This is a genomic window from Sphingobacterium bovisgrunnientis (assembly GCF_009829085.1).
Taxonomy (GTDB): domain Bacteria; phylum Bacteroidota; class Bacteroidia; order Sphingobacteriales; family Sphingobacteriaceae; genus Sphingobacterium; species Sphingobacterium bovisgrunnientis.
The window spans coordinates 68,543-89,097 of sequence record NZ_WUQY01000012.1; the positions used below are offsets into that span (position 1 = coordinate 68,543).

20 protein-coding genes are annotated in these 20,555 nt (G+C 35.6%); 10 read left to right on the forward strand and 10 right to left on the reverse strand.

All coding sequences use genetic code 11. The annotated features are described in order from the left end of the window. Positions 1-6: 6 nt before the first annotated feature. On the reverse strand, positions 7-477 hold the full coding sequence (locus GOQ16_RS07875; RefSeq protein ID WP_160068790.1) for a hypothetical protein: 471 nt from the start codon (positions 475-477) through the stop codon (positions 7-9). A gap of 15 nt (positions 478-492) precedes the next feature. Next, positions 493-1,143, reverse strand: coding sequence for an ABC transporter ATP-binding protein (locus GOQ16_RS07880; protein WP_192922515.1), 651 nt, complete (start codon positions 1,141-1,143; stop codon positions 493-495). Between the two features lie 138 nt (positions 1,144-1,281). On the opposite strand from GOQ16_RS07880, the gene sucC reads away from it, so the two are divergent. Continuing rightward, a complete protein-coding gene (sucC, locus tag GOQ16_RS07885; protein WP_160068792.1) occupies positions 1,282-2,478 on the forward strand; it encodes an ADP-forming succinate--CoA ligase subunit beta in 1,197 nt (398 codons plus the stop codon). A gap of 74 nt (positions 2,479-2,552) precedes the next feature. On the opposite strand, the gene GOQ16_RS07890 is transcribed toward sucC, so the two are convergent. Next, positions 2,553-2,732 carry a hypothetical protein gene (locus GOQ16_RS07890; protein ID WP_160068793.1) on the reverse strand — a complete coding sequence of 60 codons (180 nt, stop codon included), beginning with the start codon at positions 2,730-2,732 and terminating at the stop codon, positions 2,553-2,555. Between the two features lie 315 nt (positions 2,733-3,047). Here GOQ16_RS07890 and GOQ16_RS07895 point away from each other — a divergent pair, with 315 nt between their 5' ends. The 3 genes from GOQ16_RS07895 to GOQ16_RS07905 all read left to right on the forward strand — a co-directional run bounded on the left by GOQ16_RS07895 (position 3,048) and on the right by GOQ16_RS07905 (position 4,535). Further along, positions 3,048-3,488: a hypothetical protein gene (locus GOQ16_RS07895; protein ID WP_160068794.1), complete on the forward strand. Its 441-nt coding sequence runs from the start codon at positions 3,048-3,050 to the stop codon at positions 3,486-3,488. An 89-nt stretch (positions 3,489-3,577) separates the two neighbouring features. Beyond that, positions 3,578-4,081, forward strand: coding sequence for a hypothetical protein (locus GOQ16_RS07900; RefSeq protein ID WP_160068795.1), 504 nt, complete (start codon positions 3,578-3,580; stop codon positions 4,079-4,081). Between the two features lie 22 nt (positions 4,082-4,103). Next, entirely contained in the window at positions 4,104-4,535 is a 432-nt protein-coding gene (locus GOQ16_RS07905) for a hypothetical protein (protein ID WP_160068796.1), read from the forward strand. A gap of 219 nt (positions 4,536-4,754) precedes the next feature. On the opposite strand, the gene tsaD is transcribed toward GOQ16_RS07905, so the two are convergent. Then, a complete protein-coding gene (gene tsaD, locus GOQ16_RS07910) occupies positions 4,755-5,756 on the reverse strand; it encodes a tRNA (adenosine(37)-N6)-threonylcarbamoyltransferase complex transferase subunit TsaD (protein WP_160068797.1) in 1,002 nt (333 codons plus the stop codon). Positions 5,757-5,798: 42 nt separating this feature from the next. On the opposite strand from tsaD, the gene GOQ16_RS07915 reads away from it, so the two are divergent. From GOQ16_RS07915 to GOQ16_RS07930, 4 genes are all read left to right on the forward strand, one after another. After that, positions 5,799-10,142 (forward strand): translocation/assembly module TamB domain-containing protein, encoded by a 4,344-nt coding sequence (locus GOQ16_RS07915; RefSeq protein WP_438865728.1) that lies wholly within the window; start codon positions 5,799-5,801, stop codon positions 10,140-10,142. Between the two features lie 395 nt (positions 10,143-10,537). Next, complete coding sequence (locus GOQ16_RS07920) at positions 10,538-10,708, forward strand: hypothetical protein (RefSeq protein WP_160068799.1); 171 nt, start codon at positions 10,538-10,540, stop codon at positions 10,706-10,708. Between the two features lie 40 nt (positions 10,709-10,748). Then, on the forward strand, positions 10,749-11,465 hold the full coding sequence (locus GOQ16_RS07925) for a hypothetical protein (protein ID WP_160068800.1): 717 nt from the start codon (positions 10,749-10,751) through the stop codon (positions 11,463-11,465). A gap of 152 nt (positions 11,466-11,617) precedes the next feature. Then, the gene (locus GOQ16_RS07930; RefSeq protein ID WP_160068801.1) at positions 11,618-12,391 is read left to right on the forward strand and encodes a hypothetical protein; all 774 of its coding nucleotides are present in this window, start codon (positions 11,618-11,620) and stop codon (positions 12,389-12,391) included. 47 nt (positions 12,392-12,438) lie between these two features. Here the strand turns inward: GOQ16_RS07930 and GOQ16_RS07935 are convergent, their stop codons facing one another. Further along, complete coding sequence (locus tag GOQ16_RS07935) at positions 12,439-12,723, reverse strand: hypothetical protein (RefSeq protein ID WP_160068802.1); 285 nt, start codon at positions 12,721-12,723, stop codon at positions 12,439-12,441. Positions 12,724-12,791: 68 nt separating this feature from the next. Between GOQ16_RS07935 and GOQ16_RS07940 the strand changes: the two genes are divergently transcribed. After that, a complete protein-coding gene (locus GOQ16_RS07940) occupies positions 12,792-13,592 on the forward strand; it encodes a class I SAM-dependent methyltransferase (RefSeq protein ID WP_160068803.1) in 801 nt (266 codons plus the stop codon). A 78-nt stretch (positions 13,593-13,670) separates the two neighbouring features. On the opposite strand, the gene GOQ16_RS07945 is transcribed toward GOQ16_RS07940, so the two are convergent. Further along, positions 13,671-15,893 (reverse strand): Tex family protein, encoded by a 2,223-nt coding sequence (locus GOQ16_RS07945; protein WP_204987450.1) that lies wholly within the window; start codon positions 15,891-15,893, stop codon positions 13,671-13,673. Positions 15,894-15,975: 82 nt separating this feature from the next. Then, entirely contained in the window at positions 15,976-16,491 is a 516-nt protein-coding gene (locus GOQ16_RS07950; RefSeq protein WP_160068805.1) for a Sec-independent protein translocase subunit TatA/TatB, read from the reverse strand. Between the two features lie 148 nt (positions 16,492-16,639). On the opposite strand from GOQ16_RS07950, the gene GOQ16_RS07955 reads away from it, so the two are divergent. Next, positions 16,640-17,998, forward strand: a complete 1,359-nt coding sequence (locus GOQ16_RS07955) for an MATE family efflux transporter (protein ID WP_160068806.1) — start codon at positions 16,640-16,642, stop codon at positions 17,996-17,998. Here the strand turns inward: GOQ16_RS07955 and GOQ16_RS07960 are convergent, their stop codons facing one another. Genes GOQ16_RS07960 through ccoG form a run of 3 tightly spaced genes read right to left on the reverse strand, consistent with a single transcriptional unit; the run spans position 17,999 to position 20,521 of the window. Then, positions 17,999-18,691: a sulfite exporter TauE/SafE family protein gene (locus tag GOQ16_RS07960; RefSeq protein ID WP_160068807.1), complete on the reverse strand. Its 693-nt coding sequence runs from the start codon at positions 18,689-18,691 to the stop codon at positions 17,999-18,001. A 2-nt stretch (positions 18,692-18,693) separates the two neighbouring features. After that, positions 18,694-19,119, reverse strand: a complete 426-nt coding sequence (locus GOQ16_RS07965) for a FixH family protein (RefSeq protein ID WP_160068808.1) — start codon at positions 19,117-19,119, stop codon at positions 18,694-18,696. 4 nt (positions 19,120-19,123) lie between these two features. After that, positions 19,124-20,521 (reverse strand): cytochrome c oxidase accessory protein CcoG, encoded by a 1,398-nt coding sequence (gene ccoG / locus GOQ16_RS07970; protein WP_160068818.1) that lies wholly within the window; start codon positions 20,519-20,521, stop codon positions 19,124-19,126. Between the last annotated feature and the right edge of the window lie 34 nt (positions 20,522-20,555).

Consider the following 20,555-nt stretch of genomic DNA (forward strand, 5'->3'; position numbering starts at 1 on the left):
ATTCCATTATCGTGCTACTGCTAAAAAGAAATCGATGTCTGAATCAGACACTACTCCTAAACCGTTTACCTCAATATCTACCTGTCTATGCAACAGCAAATCCGTCTTATCCAATAACACACTTAATGGTAATTCCTTTGCTGGATTAGGTAAAATGTCTATTTCCTGTAATTGTGCTCTTGAAGGACAAATAACTTGAATACCATATTCTTCGAATAACAACAAAGATTCGGACAACGACTCAATTTCGGCTAGTTGCAATGGCAATATATAATTACAACCATTATCCAACGCTAATTTCAACATCTCATGTGCGAATGTAGGGTTCACGCCTTTCGGTATTTTTACATATTTTTCCTGCATGAAGACAGGTAGATCTTCTGATGTCGCTTGGATAAGCTCGTATTTATCCACTAACAATTTACATACACGTAATCCCAGGCTGTGTGTAGCACTGGTAATTAATAATCTTTTCAACACTTTCTCTCCTATCTAATATATATTACCGTCTTTCATGTGAATCGTTCGGTCTGAAATATTCGCTAACTCCTCATTGTGAGTGACTATTACGAAAGTATGCCCCATAGAATCGCGCAAATCAAAAAACAACTTATGTAGAGCCGCAGCATTCTCCGAATCCAGATTACCCGAAGGCTCATCCGCCAAAATAATTTTTGGGTTATTAATTAATGCACGTGCCACTGAGACGCGTTGCTGTTCTCCTCCCGACAGCTGGGATGGTTTGTGACCAGCTCTTTCAGCTACGCCTAAAAGATCCAATAATTCCATTGCTCTCTTCTCCGCTAAATCACTTTTTGTGCCACCAATAAATGCAGGAATACATACATTTTCCAACGCTGTAAATTCCGGTAGCAAGTGATGAAATTGAAATATAAATCCAATATGCTGATTTCTAAAAGAACTTAACTCTTTCGAGGAAAGTTTGTGTATAGCTGTATTATCTATAAATAGCTCGCCTTTATCGGCTTTATCTAATGTGCCGATAATATGCAGCAGCGTACTTTTTCCGGCACCAGAAGCTCCGACGATGCTGACAATTTCACCTTTTTCTACGGTAATATCAACCCCTTTTAGGATAGGTAGATTGCCGTAGGATTTAAAAATATTTGATGCTTTTAGAATCATGATACGAATTTAAGAAAAAGAATCAGATTGTAAGTTTGTGACAAGGCAATAAGCACAAGTGAATAACAAAAGTATCCAAATAAATTCTTGTCTCTTAAGAATAAAAGTCATATTTTTACATCAAATTTTTTATCAATGAACATTCACGAATATCAAGGAAAAGAAATACTTAAAAGTTTTGGCGTAAGAATCCAAGAAGGAATTGTTGCTGACACTCCAGAACAAGCAGTTGTTGCTGCTCAAAAATTGAAGGAAGACTTTAACTCGGATTGGGTTGTAGTAAAAGCGCAAATTCATGCTGGTGGACGTGGTAAAGGTGGCGGTGTTAAGTTAGCTAAAAACCATGATGAGGTATTACAACGTGCTACTGATATCATCGGTATGCAATTAGTGACACCACAGACAGGTCCTGAAGGCAAGAAAGTAAATAAAGTATTAGTTGCTCAAGATGTTTACTATCCTGGAGAAAGTGAAACAAAAGAGTTTTACATGTCTGTATTATTAGACCGTGGTACTGGTCGTAATATTATCATGTATTCTACAGAAGGTGGTATGGATATCGAAGAGGTTGCAGAGAGAACTCCTCATTTGATTTTCAAAGAAGAAATCGATCCTAAAGTAGGTTTACAAGGTTTCCAAGCGCGTAAGATTGCCTTCAACTTAGGTTTATCTGGCGCTGCGCACAAAGACATGGTGAAATTCGTAGCTGCATTATACAAAGCTTACGATTCTATCGATGCTTCGATGTTCGAAATCAACCCTGTATTAAAAACTTCAGATGATAAAATCTTAGCGGTAGATGCTAAAGTTAATTTAGATGAAAACGCATTGTATCGTCACGCTGATATCGCTGCTATGCGCGATGTGACTGAAGAAGATCCAACTGAAGTAGAAGCTGGTGAGTCAAACTTGAACTATGTAAAACTTGACGGTAACGTAGGTTGTATGGTGAATGGTGCTGGTCTTGCAATGGCAACTATGGATATTATCAAGATTGCTGGTGGTGAACCTGCAAACTTCTTGGACGTAGGTGGTACAGCGAATGCGGAGACAGTTAAAGCTGGATTTAACATTATCTTGAAAGACCCTAATGTAAAAGCTATCTTGATCAACATCTTCGGTGGTATCGTGCGTTGTGATCGTGTAGCGCAAGGTGTAATTGATGCTTACAATGAAATTGGTAACATCCCAGTTCCAATTATCGTACGTCTTCAAGGTACTAATGCTGCTGAGGCGAAAAAATTGATCGACGAGTCAGGTCTTCAAGTTTACTCAGCAATTTTATTGAAAGAAGCTGCTGAATTAGTAACTAAAGTATTAGAAGAGAAATAACAATAACTCTCTTTCAAAATATATAAGCCTCAAATCATTCAGATTTGAGGCTTTTTTCATGATTGACTAATATTCTAGAATATCTCTGTTTCCCAACCATAAGATCCAGAAGTTTCATAATCATCATTTATCAACGGAACATTGTCTTCAGGATCCCTACCCCCAAATGTCAGATTTGTAGAGCCAACAGCGATACTCTGTTCTAGATAAAATTCGACTTCCACAACCAATGGAGGGCAATACCTTTTCTTCATAGGGTTTATTTTTAATTTTTATTTTACAATAATTTTGCAAAAATAATTATTTATTTCATATTTGTAAATTATTTTCTAAGAAAAACGAATAAAACACTTATGAAAGCAAAAAACATGGCTTCCTGCATAGTCAAGTAAGCTGTGATTTATAATTCACACAAGCCTATTATATACAAAGTTCTTCCTTATCTATTTTTTATCACATCCTTCTTAATTATTATTAGTTGTTCAAACAAGAATGATTTCAATCCATAATATAGTATAGGAAAGGAAAGTCTAACCTTTAATTTAACAGGCATTAAAGAAATTGATAACATGAATGATCTAATGGGGAACATTAGAAAAAATGAAGATCAAATTACTGAGTATCAACAGATATTGGAGAGAAAGAATGGGTTAAATTTAGAGGATCTAAACTGTATAGCATCGCTTACAAATTCTGATATCGTAGGAGATAAACAGGATTTAAGGATTTTTAATAAAGGTGCAATTAGCTCTACTCAAAATTTAAAAAGTAAGAAATCTGCTGCCACTAAAATGCTGAATGGAAAGAAATATAGAATACTAATATTTGATGAATCTGGCAATAATTATATTACAAAAATCGATGCTACAGTGGGAGGGCCAATGCCACGATGGGAAAATGCCAAAAAAATACAACATACAATTGGATTACATATACTTTTAATACTGAAGAAATCTCAAACTTTTCAGATTCACCAACATCTAGTGACTATAACGTCCAAATATCAGTAATAAATGGTTTAAATATTCAATCCTTATTTTGGGATGAAGGTACTATTACTACGACTAATACCACTTACTCAGATAACAAATCAATCATTTTGTTTCAAGCTAAACACACTGTTTTTCAAGTTAAGATAAGTGGAAGAGCAATGTATGATAAGATATTAGATTTTAGCGGAAAGTTAGAAGGATTAACTCTGACTGGAGGAATATTTGATCTAAAATCAGGAAGTTATATCTCGAAAACCCCAAGTTCTTTAACTCATATTGACTTTAATATTGATGACTTTTATAGTTCTAGTAAAGACACCGTATTTAACTTAAATTTGTATTCTACTTTCGAAGGAACTATTCCAGAAACAGGAATTGCCTTAACTCTCAATGAAATCACCTTCCCAACTGACGCTTATAACAAAGCCAACAAAACGTCAAGAACAATAAATCAAATAAGAACTGGTTCTCCACTTATTTTTGAATTTAATCTTGCTGGCGGGACAATAAATACACAATTTGGCAAAAAGACGAATGTACTTTTTGACATGAGCCCACCTATGATTAGAGTTAACAATGAATTCTATGCTTTCTCAAACCTGTTTTTTTGATGAGATCAACCAAAAATATGCTTTGAGACATTACAACACGGATATTTATGATCATCCTGATTTCAAAGGTGTTAATGGCTCAAACCAAGAATATTTTAATTGGAAATCGCTTAGACCAGGACAAGACATAGCTGTTGATCAAGGTGCTCCTTGCGCACAAGTATACCCTAAAGGATATTACATGATGCCAACAAATGCACATTTGACCACATTAGCCAATTCTACAGAATTTCCAAACGCAACATTAATAAGCACTACACCCGAAAGAAGAAAGTTTGGAATTTTTGACACACAGGGACCTTCAAGAATAGCCTACTTTGTAAGAAGTAACATCAATTTTGCACCATATAGCACCTATGAATCAATCCCATTTTTGCAATTAGGTTATCGTCAAGCAGGAAATACAAATTACGTACTTCGGGTGAATGACAGCTCAAACCCGGCATCTGCATAAATTTGGAGTTCTCAAAGTTTTGACACTAATAATGCATATTGTTTGACAATCACGAACAGTACATCGTCCAATAATCTAGACGTAGTTTTAGAAACTAAACCTAAAAAAGAAGGAAGACAAATAAGATGTATGTGGACAAAAGCCACCTCATATGATATCGAACTTTAGAATATCTAGCCTTGATAAAACAGCAATATACAATTCCATTGCTGTTTTTTTTTAAAAAGGAATACGTGCTAATGGCGCAACTTCCTGACCGACAAACTCGCTATTTAAAAATTTATGGTAGCCTGCAATAGCAATCATCGCTGCATTGTCTGTACAATATTCAAATTTTGGGATAAAAACTCTCCAATTGTACTTATCCCCCATTTCAAGTAGAGACTTACGCAAACCAGAATTAGCAGAAACACCGCCGGCAATAGCTATATCTTTAACACCTGTTTGCTTAGCTGCCTTTTTTAATTTATTCAATAAAATCGTCACTATACGATCTTGCACCGAAGCACAAAGATCCTGCATATGCTCATCCAAAAAATTTGGATTTTTCTTCATTTCAGCTTGCACCAAATAAAGAATTGCAGTTTTTAATCCAGAAAAAGAAAAATTCAAATCTGCTATTTGGGGTTCAGGTAATTTGAATGCTGTTGGATTGCCATCTTTTGCATATTTATCAATTAACGGACCTCCAGGGTATGGAAGATTTAGAATTTTAGCAGTTTTGTCAAATGCCTCCCCTGCCGCATCATCCAAAGTTTGACCTATCAATTCCATATCAAAGTAGTCTTTTACCAAAACAATTTGCGTATGACCACCAGAAACTGTTAAACACAAAAACGGAAAATTTGGCCTTGGATCTTCAATAAAATGCGCCAAAATATGCGCCTGCATGTGATTTATATCGATCAAAGGAATATTTCGTGCCAAGGCAAATGACTTTGCAAATGATGTACCCACTAAAAGTGAACCTAAAAGTCCAGGTCCACGCGTAAAAGCTACGGCATCTACATCATTTTTTGTAATTTTGGCTTGCTGTATTGCTTGATCAACCGTCGGAATAATATTTTGCTGGTGTGCACGTGATGCCAACTCAGGAACTACACCGCCGTATTTGGCGTGAATAGCTTGTGTTGCAATAATATTTGATTTGATTTCACCGTTAATACATATAGACGCTGATGTCTCATCACACGACGATTCGATCCCTAGAATTACAGCCATTTTGGAAGAATTTATTTAATACACAAAAGTATCAAAAAAATACTGAAAATAACGCTTTGGACTCTTGCCAGTATACTTGTACTGGTGCTTCTGCTTATTTTTTCTTTACAGTTTTCTTCCGTACAAACTTACCTAACCAAACGTGTAGCCACATTTTTGGGCAAGGAACTCAACGCAAATATCACTTTAGACAAAATCTATTTTAAACCATTTTCGACGTTATCTTTACAAAAGTTTGCTGTCATCGAGCATAATGGCGACACTACACTTTATGCGGAGAAATTGAATGCAAACCTAGATTTGCTTAAATTCTTTAATAATAAGGTCACAATTGAAGAAATCAAGTTAGAATGCGCTTATCTGAATTATCAAATTTATCCAGATAGCTCTAACTTAGCAAAATACATAGCTTACCTCACTCAACCTAAAAAGCAAACGAAAGATAAAAAACAAAACCTAGAATTAGCTTTGGATCGTATTGAACTTAAGAACAACAAGTTCAGGATGGTCAATAACAATTATACCTATCCGCGAGCTGGGGTCAATTTTGCTGATTTAGAAGTAACGGAAATTTCGGGGGTATTGGATAACATTAATTTAAACTCTATCCTGTCAGCCAATATTTCTGGGCTGACCTTAAAAGAAAAATCAGGCTTCTATCTTAAAGAATTAACTGCTAAAGCATCGTACACCGACAAGCAGATGAAGTTTGAAGATCTCCTTATTCGAACAAACAACTCGACAGTAGGCGATTATGTTATTTTTGAATATAATGAGTTCAATGATTTCAGTTCTTTCCTCACTAAGGTTAATGTGAAAGCAAACTTAAAAGACGCTTACGTAGACTCAAAAGATATTGAATTCTTCGCTCCCACAATGCGGACTGTACAATTTACTACTTCCATTAAGAACACCGATTTAAGCGGGACTGTATCTAATATTGTCGCTCGTAATGTAGAACTTAGTACAGGTAAAAAAACCAGTCTCACAGGAAATTTCACCATCAAAGGTTTACCAAACATCAATAAAACAGTTTTTGGCTTCGCGATAAAAGAGTTAAAAACTTCTGGGCAAGACATCGAATATTTCGTTCCCAAATTAGCAAATGGAAAAAAAATACAACTTCCGACACAAATCCATAATCTGAAAGATGTGAATTATACGGGTTCATTTGTGGGGCTATATAATGATTTTGATGTCAAAGGAATTTTAAAAACTGCTGCTGGATCATTGCAACCTAATGCGCACATCGCCATTAAAAATTTGGTGAGTTACAATGGAAAAATAGCCGCTCAAAATTTTAAAATCGGCGATGTACTCAATCAAAAAAACATTGGAACATCTTCATTCGATTTGAAACTAAATGGTAAAGGACTAGATCTGAAAGACCTAGATTTAAAATTTGAAGGAAACTTCACGAAATCAACCATTAACAAATACTCGTACGACCACACACAAGTCGAAGGTACTTTTCAAAATAAAATACTTAGCATGAAAGGTATGGTGGACGATAAGAATCTACAGTTGACTTACAATTCGGCTATCGATTGGGCTACGAAAGACGTAAATTATACATTGGACGCAGCAGTATCGCATGCCTCCGCTAACAAATTAGGTTGGCTTGATAAAGACAGTGTCATAATTCATCAAGCTAATATTAACACGAATCTTGTAGGGAACAATCTTAATAATTTGGTGGGGCAACTTCAGGCAGACTCTGTAAGACTTAGTACCAGCAAAGGATTATTTTTTATTGAAGACATAAATTTTACTGCTGAAGGTGATGATAAAAATAGAACTTTGATTTTGCAATCTGATGTTTTGGATGCCAATATTGCAGGGGTAATTGATTTAAACACAATTGTACCCTATTTCAAATCTTTGGCTATGCGCTATGCGCCAGCTATCAATTTTGAAACACAACATTATAATCCGCAGAATTTTAATTTGAAGGTTGATGTTAAATCTTTCCAACCGATTTCTGCTTTACTAGATCCTTCTCTTTCGCTAGACGATGGAGCACATTTGAATGCGCAATTTTCCTCAGAGGATTTCAATGCTAAATTCACGGCATTTAGCCCAACTGTAGTCTATAAAGGGGTAAAATTAACAAACCTTTCTGTAGTGGAGAATGCAGACCAACAAGCTTTTTCATTGGATATTCTAGCCGACAGAATAAATTTTGCAGATAGTACATATGTGAATAATGTATCTATTAAAAACACCTTAGCCAACGACAGCTTAGTTTTCAATTTAGAATTATCCGAACGCAGCGCAACAAACTATTTAAATCTTAATGGGGATATTCATTTTGCACACAACTCACCTGCTTATATACATTTCAGACCATCTTTTATCGTTATTAATAAAGATACATGGGCGCTTAATGAAGAGGCAAAAATGCATATCTCACAAGGAAAAGTTTATATTAATGATTTGATATTAAGTCAAGACAAACAACGTGTTAAACTGGATGGAATTCTTTCCAACGAAGCAGACCAATTGCATGTTTTGTTTAATAATTTCAGCTTAGCTTCCTTGCAAGGTATCACGCAGCCTTTAGGAATTAATCTAAAAGGATCTTTAGATGGAAAAGTCGATGTTACCTCAGTCTTTAAAAATTCTGTCGCATCAGCAAATATTCAGACAAGCCCAATTATTTATAATGAAATTCCAATTGGACAACTTGGATTAAAAGCGAACTTTAATCCAAGTACAGGAAATATGCTAATTGACTTAAAGCTTTTGGATGATTTGCAAAGAGGTGTATTGGTCAATGGTGAATATAATTTCTATAGTGAAGATCAACCACTTAATTTAAAAGGTACACTCGCAGAAACAGATTTGATGATATTTCAACCATTCCTCAAAAATTTGGTATCGAATTTAAAAGGAAAAGGAATTGCTAATGTAGACATCAAAGGGACATTCAAAAACCCCAAAATCACAGGTCTTGGTAAATTCAATGATGCAGAATTTACAGTGAATTATCTGAATACACATTATTATATAGATAATCAGATCGCCCTTGTAGAAAATAACGCTATTATGCTACAAAACCTTAGTGTAAGAGACATAAAAGGTAATAAAGCACAGGCTAATGGACTTATTAATTTGCAAAAATTAGCAAATCCGTATATCGATGTCGATGTGAGCGGCACGCGATTTATGATTTTGAATACCAGCTTCAAAGACAACAACTTGTACTACGGAACTGCCTTTGCGTCTGGCTTATTTCGATTCAAAGGATACACATCTTCAATCAATATCGATATTGATGCTAAATCGGAAAGTGGAACTGCAATCACTTTACCGTTCAATTCTGCGATGACGGTATCAGATAATGATTTCATCTATTTCGTAAGTCCCGATTCTACAGAAAATGAAAATCGGGCAAAACGCAACCTATTTAGCGGCTTAACGATGAATATGAACCTGAATTTCACTCCTGATGCGGAATTAAATCTTCAAACCAGTATGGGTTCATTGAAAGGTAGTGGAAACGGTACTATTGCGATGAAAATTTCTAGTCTGGGGGATTTTGAAATGTTTGGCGACTACGTCGTAAATCAGGGAAAATTTCACTTCACAGCCCAAGATTTTATCAATAAATATTTTGACATCAAAGAAGGCGGAACCATTCGTTGGACAGGAAACCCATCAGAAGCAGTCATTAATCTCAATGCTATCTATCAGCAGCGAACAGCAGTCGGCCCTTTGTACAATGCAGCAGGATATTCGGGAGACAATGAACGTGTATTAGCACAGGCAGACATGCTTATTAAAGGCACTTTAGAACAGCCGGATGTTACATTCGATTTAAATTTCCCACAAAATCCATACATCAAAGATCAGTTGCAAAGCTTCCTTAGTGATGCCAATAACGTAAATCAACAAGCGCTGAGTTTGATCGTACGTCGTAGTTTCACACCGAGCTCAAGTTCAGAAATCGGTCGGGAAGTCAATAATACGTTGCTTTCAGCAGGTACAGAAATAGCCTTTAACCAGTTGAATAATATCATATCCCAATCGCTGAATGTGAATTTTTTGGATTTAAATATCCGTTCCTTCAATGACGCTTCAGCTTCATTGCGCTTGCTTAATGACAGATTAGTACTATCAGGAGGCATTACAGACCGCACCAACTTTGAAGCGACGGATCTTACTTTTTTCCGCCAAGGAATAACGACCGACGCAGAATTGACTTACAAACTCCGTAGAGATGGCAACTTACTTTTCAGAGCATATAATAGACCCTATACCCGAAATTTCTTAATCCGTTCCTTGGATGCAGAATATATTACAGCCCTGGGATTAGTTTATCGTCGGGAATTTAATTCTTTAGGCGAATTCTGGCGAAGAATTTGGAATTTTAACAAAAAGTGATTTTTATCCATTTTGAAGTTTACTAGTTGAACTGAAATATTTAAAAGTAAAAACTTTAGAAAGTTATTCTTTTGATTCGATTGCAACGATTTCAAATTGTTTCGTATTCCCTTAAGGAGTAACTGTGAAATCTCTTAAAATTTAACTACCAAAACTTAGCTTTCCGAACTAAATAAATTATTAGTTTAGATAGCGCTATCTAATCGATAAAATTAAGTCAAAAACTATAAACATAAAAAATAGTTTCCTAAACAAATAATAATTAGTTAATGATTTACATCCCAATTAACATATTTTAGACCTAAATCTACAAGACTAAATTAAACCCATTAAACTTTAATTAGTTGCATTAGATACTAATAATTTTGTAGCATCAATTTGATTAAGATAGTATCATGCACACAAATAAACTACAATATATAAGACCTGATATTTCATTCACTTTATTAGAAATAGAATGTGCATTATCAGCAGGCTCAGCACGTGTGCTAGCGACTGATGATAATTTTTTCATACACGAAGATTGGGTCGAAGAACCAACTGTCGAGAGAACTATTGATTGGTAATTTTTTTTGAAATCAAATCGTTTAGAATTATTTAAATCAGATGAGCATAACAAATATACATAAGCCAATTATATTAACACTAGTAGGATTACTTAGTATCTTATTTTCATGTGAAAAAACTCAAGAAGAAAATTTAGTAGGGGAAGAAGCTGTTTTGAGTGTGAACATTGAAGGATTAGCGTACGAAGCTGAAAATGATATTCTAGCGAGTAATAAAGCTTCGGAGTACCAAACAAGTTCTGATACTCATATACAGTATGTAAATGAAGATTTTCGTATTGAAAGCCAACTTGCTCCTATTGAAAATAATCGTACTGAAAATTTGAAAACAGATTTTAAACAAAGTGCTTCGGCTGTTCTACAAAAGCTTGCAGATAATATCAAATATAAATTATTGGTATATGATGCAGCTGGAAATTTTGTAGACGAACGTGACTACATTTACAAACAAGAAACCCTAGAATCCGCAATACCACTCAATACTTACACAGAATATATATTTGTGGTAGTAAGTTCACGTTCTACGTCTAATATTCCGCAGATAACGAACCACAATAATCTAAGTTCAGCACAAATAAAAAATGTAAATGCAGATTTATTATATTGGAAGAGCAAGAAAATGAAACTAAATAAAGGGCAGAATTTTTTAGCGGCAAAGCTAAAACCAAAATTTAGTGAGGTAACCACTACCCTACAAATGCACAATACAATGACAGGCAATTTACTGCTATACATACACCTACTTTCAATTCATTAGTTCAAGATGTTACTTTAAATTTAAAGGAGGGTAAAATAACTTATGAAAGTCTAATTAATAACGGAAAATCTGTAACCTTTCCTTCACTGGGAACTGGAAAGCGATCTATCACGTCTAATACGACAATTTTAATTCCTGACACGACAACCAATATGTCATTGACATTTAACGCATTAGAAGTAGATAATGAAATTAAAAACAATATTACCGTAGCTGGATTGAATTTTAAACCAGGTCATCGTTATAATCTAATTTTAACTTTAAGAACTTGTACCCAAGCTGTAAGTGGCAATGGATTCGATTGGGAATTCCCTCAAACATCTAAAACCATTAGAGAAAATGGAAAAAATGTAACTTATACAGGAATCAATTTTAAACCTCAAAATTCAACTACGACTAAATTTGTTAAAAATGGTGATATTATTACTTTTAATTTTACTGAAGCAGGAGCTGATTATGGATTTGTTTACAATATTACGGAATTAGACAATGCATTCAATCTAGAAGTAAATGGAACACCTATTATCGGAACAAGTGTAACTACTGGTGAAATACAATTCCAAAATAATGCTACTAATACAACTCAAAATATTGAATTTGAAGATGGAAGTCAATATCAATCTATTGGAAACAATAATATCACAGCAAACAAAAGGGTAAAAGCTATTTGGGAATTTAAAGGAACAGTAGATAAACCAGTCATTAGAGTAGTAATAGGACGAAATGGGGATGTTCGATTATATGGTAGCAAAACAGACCAAGGGGAATTATTTCCATTACGATTAAAAAATGGTATGCAATTCAATACAATAACATGGAATGGCGGTGATTTAACAAACACAATTATAGCTACGTCAAGGGTCGAGGGAAAAACCGTGATGGATGCATACGGATCTGGCGTAAAGAAAACATCTTGTACTAAGTAGTTTAAAATAAATAATATGAGCCCACAATTCAAAAGAGTTGTGGGTTTTTACATATATTTCTCAAGCAAATATCCCCATTCTTCATCCAAAGAACCTTTAAACTCAGGCTGTTTGGCACGGTTATACCAATACCGCGCATTCCAAAGATCTCCTTCTACTCGGTGTAGATACGCGTGTATATGTGCATACATAGCATCCTCTAAATGATCAATCAGATTATGCGCTTGCTTCCAGCCACCTTTTGCATCCCACCATAATGCCTGCATTTGTACCGAAAGCGATTTTGATGGAAAATTTTCAGTCAACGAGTTTTTAAATTCTTGGATAGTCATACTAGCGAATATACTAAATGCTTAGAAAATATTATCTTATATTTATTGCCTAGTATAATTAAAAACCAATGGAAAAGCCAGTTGATTACTTAAAAATAAATAAAGATTCATGGAATAGAAGAACTGCTCATCATGTAGAATCTGAATTTTATGATATAAAAGGATTCCTCGCCGGAAATACATCTTTAAATTCGATGGAACTCACATCACTTGGCGACGTAAAGGGCAAAAGGATATTACACCTACAGTGTCATTTTGGTCAGGATAGTATTTCGTTGAGTCGATTAGGTGCTGAAGTTGTTGGGGTTGATTTATCCGACAAGGCAATAGAAGCTGCTGAAAAATTGGCGCAAGAAACTAATTCAACAGCACAATTTATTTGCTGTGATATATATGACTTACCGCAACATTTAGATCAAGAATTTGATATTGTGTATACAAGTTATGGTACAATAGCTTGGCTTCCTGATCTGTATAAATGGGCTGCTGTGATTTCAAAGTTTCTGAAGCCTCAAGGCAAATTTGTATTTGTGGAATTTCATCCCGTAGTATGGATGTTTGATGATAATTTTGAAAAAGTCGGATATAATTATTTCAATACTGGGCCAATTGTAGAAATAGAAGCTGGAACTTATGCAGATCGTTCAGCAGATTTGAATCAAGAATATGTTTGTTGGAATCATAGTTTGAGCGAAGTCCTATCGAGTTTAATACACAATAAACTTACGATTAGCTCTTTTGAAGAATACGATTATTCACCTTACAATTGCTTTCAACATACAATAGAATTTGAAACTAAAAAATTCAGAATAGATCATTTGGACAATAAAATTCCAATGGTTTATTCACTCATTGCTGAGAAAAAATAAGCAACTTTTAAAATAATAAAACGTCATTTCGAAAGGAGTCTAACGAAATGACGTTTTACAATCAATAAGCTTTACTAATTATTTAAATTTTCCAGCTAGTGCAGCTAGTTTTGCTGCCATATCAGTTTCAGGAACTTTTTCTTCTCTTCGTTCAGTACGCTTACGGGGAGCAGATTTTTCTTCCGTTTTCATGGAAAGAGCGATACGTTTACGTTTCTCATCCACTTCAGTAACAGTTACCATTACTTGCTGTTGTACTTTCACGACTTCGTGCGGATCAGACACAAAGTTATTAGACATTTGACTCAAATGTACTAGTCCATCTTGATGCACACCGATATCCACAAAAGCACCAAAATTCGTAATATTCGTGACGATTCCTGGCAATTTCATCCCTACTTTCAAATCCGAAATTGCGTTAACTCCTTCGGTAAATGAGAAAGCTTCAAATTGTTCGCGTGGATCTAAACCTGGTTTTGCCAATTCGGCAATAATATCATTTAATGTCGGTAAACCTACTTCATCCGAAATGTATTTCTTCAAATCAATCCTTTTACGAAGTTGTTCGTCTTTCATTAATTCAATCACTTCTACACCCAAATCCTTCGCCATTTGCTCGACAAGAGCATAACGTTCAGGGTGAACCGCAGAAGCATCCAACGGATGTTTTGCATTTCGGATACGTAAGAAACCCGCGGCTTGTTCAAAAGCTTTGTCTCCAAGTCTCGGAACTTTTTTCAACTCACGACGTGAACTAAATGGACCATTCTCTTTACGGTAATTTACAATTTGCTGTGCCAATGCTGGACCTAAACCAGAAATATACGATAGAATTTGTTTTGATGCTGTATTTAACTCAACGCCTACTGCATTCACACAAGAAATAACCGTATCGTCCAAAGCCGTTTGTAACTTATTTTGATCAACATCATGCTGGTATTGACCAACACCGATAGATTTTGGATCGATTTTTACCAATTCTGCCAAAGGATCCATCAGACGACGACCTATTGATACAGCACCACGTACAGTCACATCTTGATCTGGAAATTCTTCACGAGCTACTTCAGAAGCTGAATAAATCGAAGCTCCACTTTCATTGACCATCACAATGGTCACATTGCTCAACCCTAACTTGCGAACAAAGTCTTCCGTTTCACGACCTGCCGTTCCATTTCCAATAGCAATGGCCTCAACATCATATTTTGAAACCAAATATTTGATTGTACGCTCTGCTTCTGCTGCGCCTCCCGATCCAGTATGCGGAAATATCGCTGTATTTTCCAATAAATTTCCTTGAGCATCCAATACCACTGTTTTACATCCTGTACGGAATCCTGGGTCAATCGCTAATAAGCGTTTTTGGCCAAGTGGTGCTCCTAATAATAATTGACGCACATTATCAGCAAAAACTTTTATAGCTTCTTCATCCGCACGTTGACGAGTCAATACGCGAATTTCAGTTTCCATCGATGGCTTCAATAGGCGTTTGTATCCATCATATAAAGCCAGCTCTACTTGTTTGGATGCATCGTTTTTGCCTTTTATATAGATAGATTCAATTTTTGGAACCACGACATCTTCATCTACTTCAATATCTAAATAAAGCAATTCTTCTTTTTCGCCACGGCGCATAGCCAACACGCGATGAGATGGTGCTTTATCCAAAGGCTCTGACCATTCGAAATAATCTTTGTATTTCTGCGCTTGCTCTTCTTTTCCTGGAACCACACGCGACACGAAATTTCCTTTATCCAAGAAAACTTTACGCAATTGCGCACGAACTTCAGCATCTTCCGCAATTGTTTCAGCTATTATGTCTCTAGCACCAGCTAAGGCCTCTTCCAAACTATTAACGGCTAATTCTTCATTTAAGAATTGTCCTGCAAAAGTTTCAACCTCACCAGATTTCTGTTCTAATAAATAATCTGCTAATGGCTGTAATCCTTTTTCACGAGCTATTAAAGCACGGGTACGACGTTTAGGTTTGTATGGTAAATAGATATCTTCCAATGTAGCCATTGTTTCAGCCCCACGAACCAACGCTTCTAGTTCAGGTGTTAATTTTCCTTGATCTTTAATAGATTTTAAAACAGCTTCTTTACGTTTGTCCAAATCACGTAATTGCTGGATACGATCGCGAATAGCCGTAATCTGAACTTCATCCAATGAACCTGTCAATTCTTTACGGTAACGAGAAATAAAAGGTATAGTAGCGCCTTCATCCAATAAAGCTACGGTTGTACTCACTTGTTTTTGTGTGATAGACAACTCATTCGAAATTATGATTTCGTGTGACATATGCATGTATATATTCGAGTAGTAACGAGAAAGCTGCTGAAATACTCTTTCAACAGCTTTCTATTATAGATTTAATGCTAAATTATACGTTTTGTGATGGGTTATCTTTTTGTTTTTCTTCAGATGTATCTACATCCTCTACTTTGGACTCTTCGCCTTCTGGCTTTTCCTCTGCAAAATAATCATTATAACCATATTTGTAATATTCAGTCTCGTCTACAGGATGCGCTCCTGGATCGTGTTGAACTGAATTTTCAGGTTGTGTAAACTGTGGAAATTTCTTTTCTGCTGGAGCGTCTGTGGCTGACACCTCTTCTGCACCTTCTACTTGAGATACATCCGCTGTAGGAGTATTTTCAATAGGCGCTGAAGTATTTGTCTTTTTGTCTTCTGCTGTAACGTCAAGATCTTTTTCGAAATTATTGATTTGATCTGAAATCTCGCGTTTGATATCTTCTGAAGCATCTTTGAATTCACGAATACCTCTTCCCAATCCTCTTGCCAACTCAGGTAATTTTTTACCACCAAACAACATCAAAATGATAATCACGATGAAAATCATTTCTTGTGTACCAATATTTAAAAATGCTAAAGTCATTTTAGATTCAATTTTGTATTTCTAAGATTGCTAAGGTAAGTGTATTCTGCTTTTTGACCAATAGTTATTTGTAAATATTTAGACACATTTGAAAACCCATTAGTTTGCACGTAAACATTCGTAACTTTGCAGGCTATTTCGACATTGTATGTTTATTAATATTAAAAAGCACAGAACTTATTACATAAGTGCATTGGCTTTAGCAGGACCACTTATCATTGCGCAGCTAGGCCACACGTTGGTTCAAACTTCTGACACCATGATTATTGGTCATTTTTTGGGTAAAATATCACTTGCAGCATCTTCCTTAGCGCACTCCGTATTTATGATGGTGTTGGTATTTGGATTGGGTATTGCTTATGGATTGACGCCACTTATAGCACAGGCGAGTGGAAAAAACGACAAAAAAGAAATTGCTAAACTGCTTTCCAATAGTTTATGGGTAAATATTTTCGTGAGTATTCTTCTATTCTTTGGGGTATATTATGGATCGATGTATGGCATGCAACATGCCGATCAAGACCCAATTGTCGTGGAAGAAGCAAAACCTTACTTATTTGTACTTGCTCTTTCGATTTTCCCATTGATGATTTTTAATGCATTCAAGCAATTTGCAGAAGGTTTAGGATTTACTAAACAGGCTATGCGTATTACGATTTGGGGTAATGTGCTGAATGTAATATTAGCCATTATATTCGTAAAAGGTATGCTCGGAATTGAACCAATGGGCATAGCAGGCGTTGGAATAGCGACATTGATCGACAGAATTTTGATGATGGTGGTCATGTGTTGGTATGTCTTGAAATCAAAATATTTCAAGGACTACATGGTACACTTCAGATTTTTAGCTGTTCAAGCACAAAAAGTCAAAGCGATTCTTAAGATCGGTACTCCTGTAGCTTTCCAATACACATTTGAAGTAGGTCTATTTGCTGGCGCATCACTTATCGCTGGTAAAATTGGCGCATTGGATCAGGCAGCACACAATGTAGCTATTACGCTTGCATCCATGACTTACATGATGGCAACGGGTATTGCAAGTGCTGTGACTATTAAGATTGGTAATAGTTACGGAAAAGAAAACTTTGAACGTCTGAAAACTTTTGCAAAGATATCGTATAACATCATTCTAGGTTTTATGATATTTACGGCTATTCTTTTTGCGGTTTTCAATCATACATTGGCTTCGTTAATGACGACTGACCCCGAAGTAATTGCATTGGCTGCTCAGTTATTGATTATAGCTGGTTTGTTTCAATTATTCGATGGCACTCAAGTCATCGGTCTAGGTATTTTGCGCGGTATTGGAGATGTTAATATCCCAACAATCATCACCTTATTTGCTTATTGGGTAATCGGTCTACCAGCAGGATATTATATGGGCGTAGAACTAGAAATAGGCGTGCAAGGAGTATGGTACGGATTGACTTTTGCACTGTTAGTATCTTCTATTCTCTTATATTTACGTTACAAATATATGATTAATAGAAAATTCGCTATCTCTTAATTATTGGCAAGAAATAGCTCCATCAATATATAATAATGGACTGAGGTAAGGTATATCCAAATTCGCGCCGCGAAGCAAAAACCAAATGCCCATTACTATGTATAAAAAAGTTAAGATGGATGAAAATTTGATTTTAAAGAGTTTTTTCGGAAGATTCGTCAATAAAGAGAAGACAAGCATAAGTGGCAATGTCCCTAGCCCAAAATAAACCATAAACTGAAAGCTTGACAAAGAGTTTTCAGCATTTAGAGCTGATGCCACAGCCATATACACCATTCCGCAAGGTAAAAAACCATTTAACATTCCTGCTATAAAGGAGCCATTTGGCTTATACATCCATTTGCTCATCGCTTTCGCAAAAGGCTGTATTGCTTTTGTCTGAAATGATGCAAGTGAAGGAAATTTATGGATAAATAGATAAGTAAAGCCTATTACCAAAAGAAATACTCCAGTAAAAATCGAAAGCCCTTGCTGCCAACCTTTCATCGCAAAGGAGGATCCTAAAACACCAAATAAAAGCCCTATTAACCCATATGTCAATATTCTACCGGTTTGATACAGAATTTTATTAAGTACAGTAGCAAAAGAAAATTCTTGATGTTGTTGCAATGCAAATAACAGAGGACCACACATTAAGGTGCAATGTACACTGCCAAACAAGCCCATGAAAAAGCCCAGCATTTGAAAACTCATGGTTATTGAATGTATAATGGTTGATTGTGAACGTAGTTATTTCCTGCTTGTTTCCACGAAATTTCTACATTCCAATTTCCTTTTAGGAATGTTGATACCGGTAATTTAACATCTAATCCTTTTACGTCAAAAGGAATAACCTGATCTAATGATCCGTCGGATGGTCTTTTAAAACTAATATTCCCACTATTCTCCGCAGCGATAAATTGTATAATCAATGAATCATTCTCTAATATTAGAATAGGCTTAGCATTATCGCGGATTAAGTTTTGCTTACTATTGTAAACTTCATCATACGACAGACTAGTTTCATAATAATTCTCATCTATTAAGGTATCGGAATCTTTTGAAACCATATAAATAACCGTAACGATGATGAATAACATAAAACTTCCCAGCCCCAAAATAATTTTACTTCCCCAATTCATAGCTTTATTTCTTAGATCCCGGAGGACATATAAACGTTGTTTTTAACCGATTCACTTCTTTTCCTTCAGATAATATCTGCACGGAGGTCTTAGTCTTGTATGTCTCTATTTTGTCCTTATTCGCAATCAAAAAGAAAGAAAGCTTAGCCGTTCCATCTTTTGCTAGGGAATCGATTTTATTAACTAATTGCAATTCATAATTCGGATCAGAAGCTTTCATTTCAAAAGGAATAGTTTGTCCACTTTTATTTATCAATTCAATGGTATACAAATTGCTAACTCTACCATCTGGCATGGTTTGGTAGGTACTACCCGTAGCACGTAATAATGAACCGTCGATTGGAGCTCTGTTGAATATCAAATAAAAAAACACAATGGATAAAATCACCAAAACAGAAGTATATAAGATAGGGCGAACTGGACTTTTCTTAAAATCCTTTTTCCCTTCAACTTCACCTAATGAATAAAAACCGATAAGTCGTGTAGGCTTTCCAATTTTATCCATCACAGCATCACAAGCATCCACGCAAGCAGTACAATTCACACATTCGAGCTGTACTCCGTTTCGAATATCGATTCCAGTAGGACAAACATGTACACATAATCCACAATCTACACAGTCGCCGAGTTTAGTTTCTTGTTGTTTAGTTAGTTTGCCTCTTGGCTCACCTCGCTCTGCATTGTAGGCTACAGACATACTTTGATCATCCAGCAAAACACCTTGAAATCTTCCGTATGGACATATTGTAGTACATACAATTTCTCTTACGTGTGCAAATACGAAGTAAAAAAGAGCTGTAAAAATTACAATGGCAGTAAATCCACCTAAATGTTGATCTATCGGATCGGATATGATTTTCAGAAGTTCATCAACACCGATGATATAGGCTAAAAAGATATTGGATATAAAACAAGAAATAAGAATAAATACCGTGTGCTTTAGAAGTTTCTTCCAAGCTCTCGCATCAGTATTTGGCCCTTCATTAAGCTTTTTCTGTTGCGTCCAGTCGCCTTCGATGAGATATTCAATTCTTCGAAATATTAACTCCATGAAAATGGTTTGTGGACAAGTCCAACCACACCATACACGACCATACACTGCCGTAAAAAGTACAATTCCGACTAAAATAATCAGCGATCCAAAAACAAAAATATGCAGATCTTGTGGAAAGAACATATTTCCAAAGATGGAAAACTTACGTTCTACAATGTTAAACATCAAGAATGGATTGCCATTCAACTTGATGAATGGAGCTGCAAATAGAAACAGTAACAAACTATAACCAACCCATTGCCTGTACACATACAATTTTCCAGAAGGCTTTTTGGCGTAAATCCATTTTCGCTTCTTTTCTTTTGACGGTAAGACCGGACCTTCGTTATTGTTCACCACTGCTTCCATTTTGCTCACTTTACTCACTTAATAATTAAACACA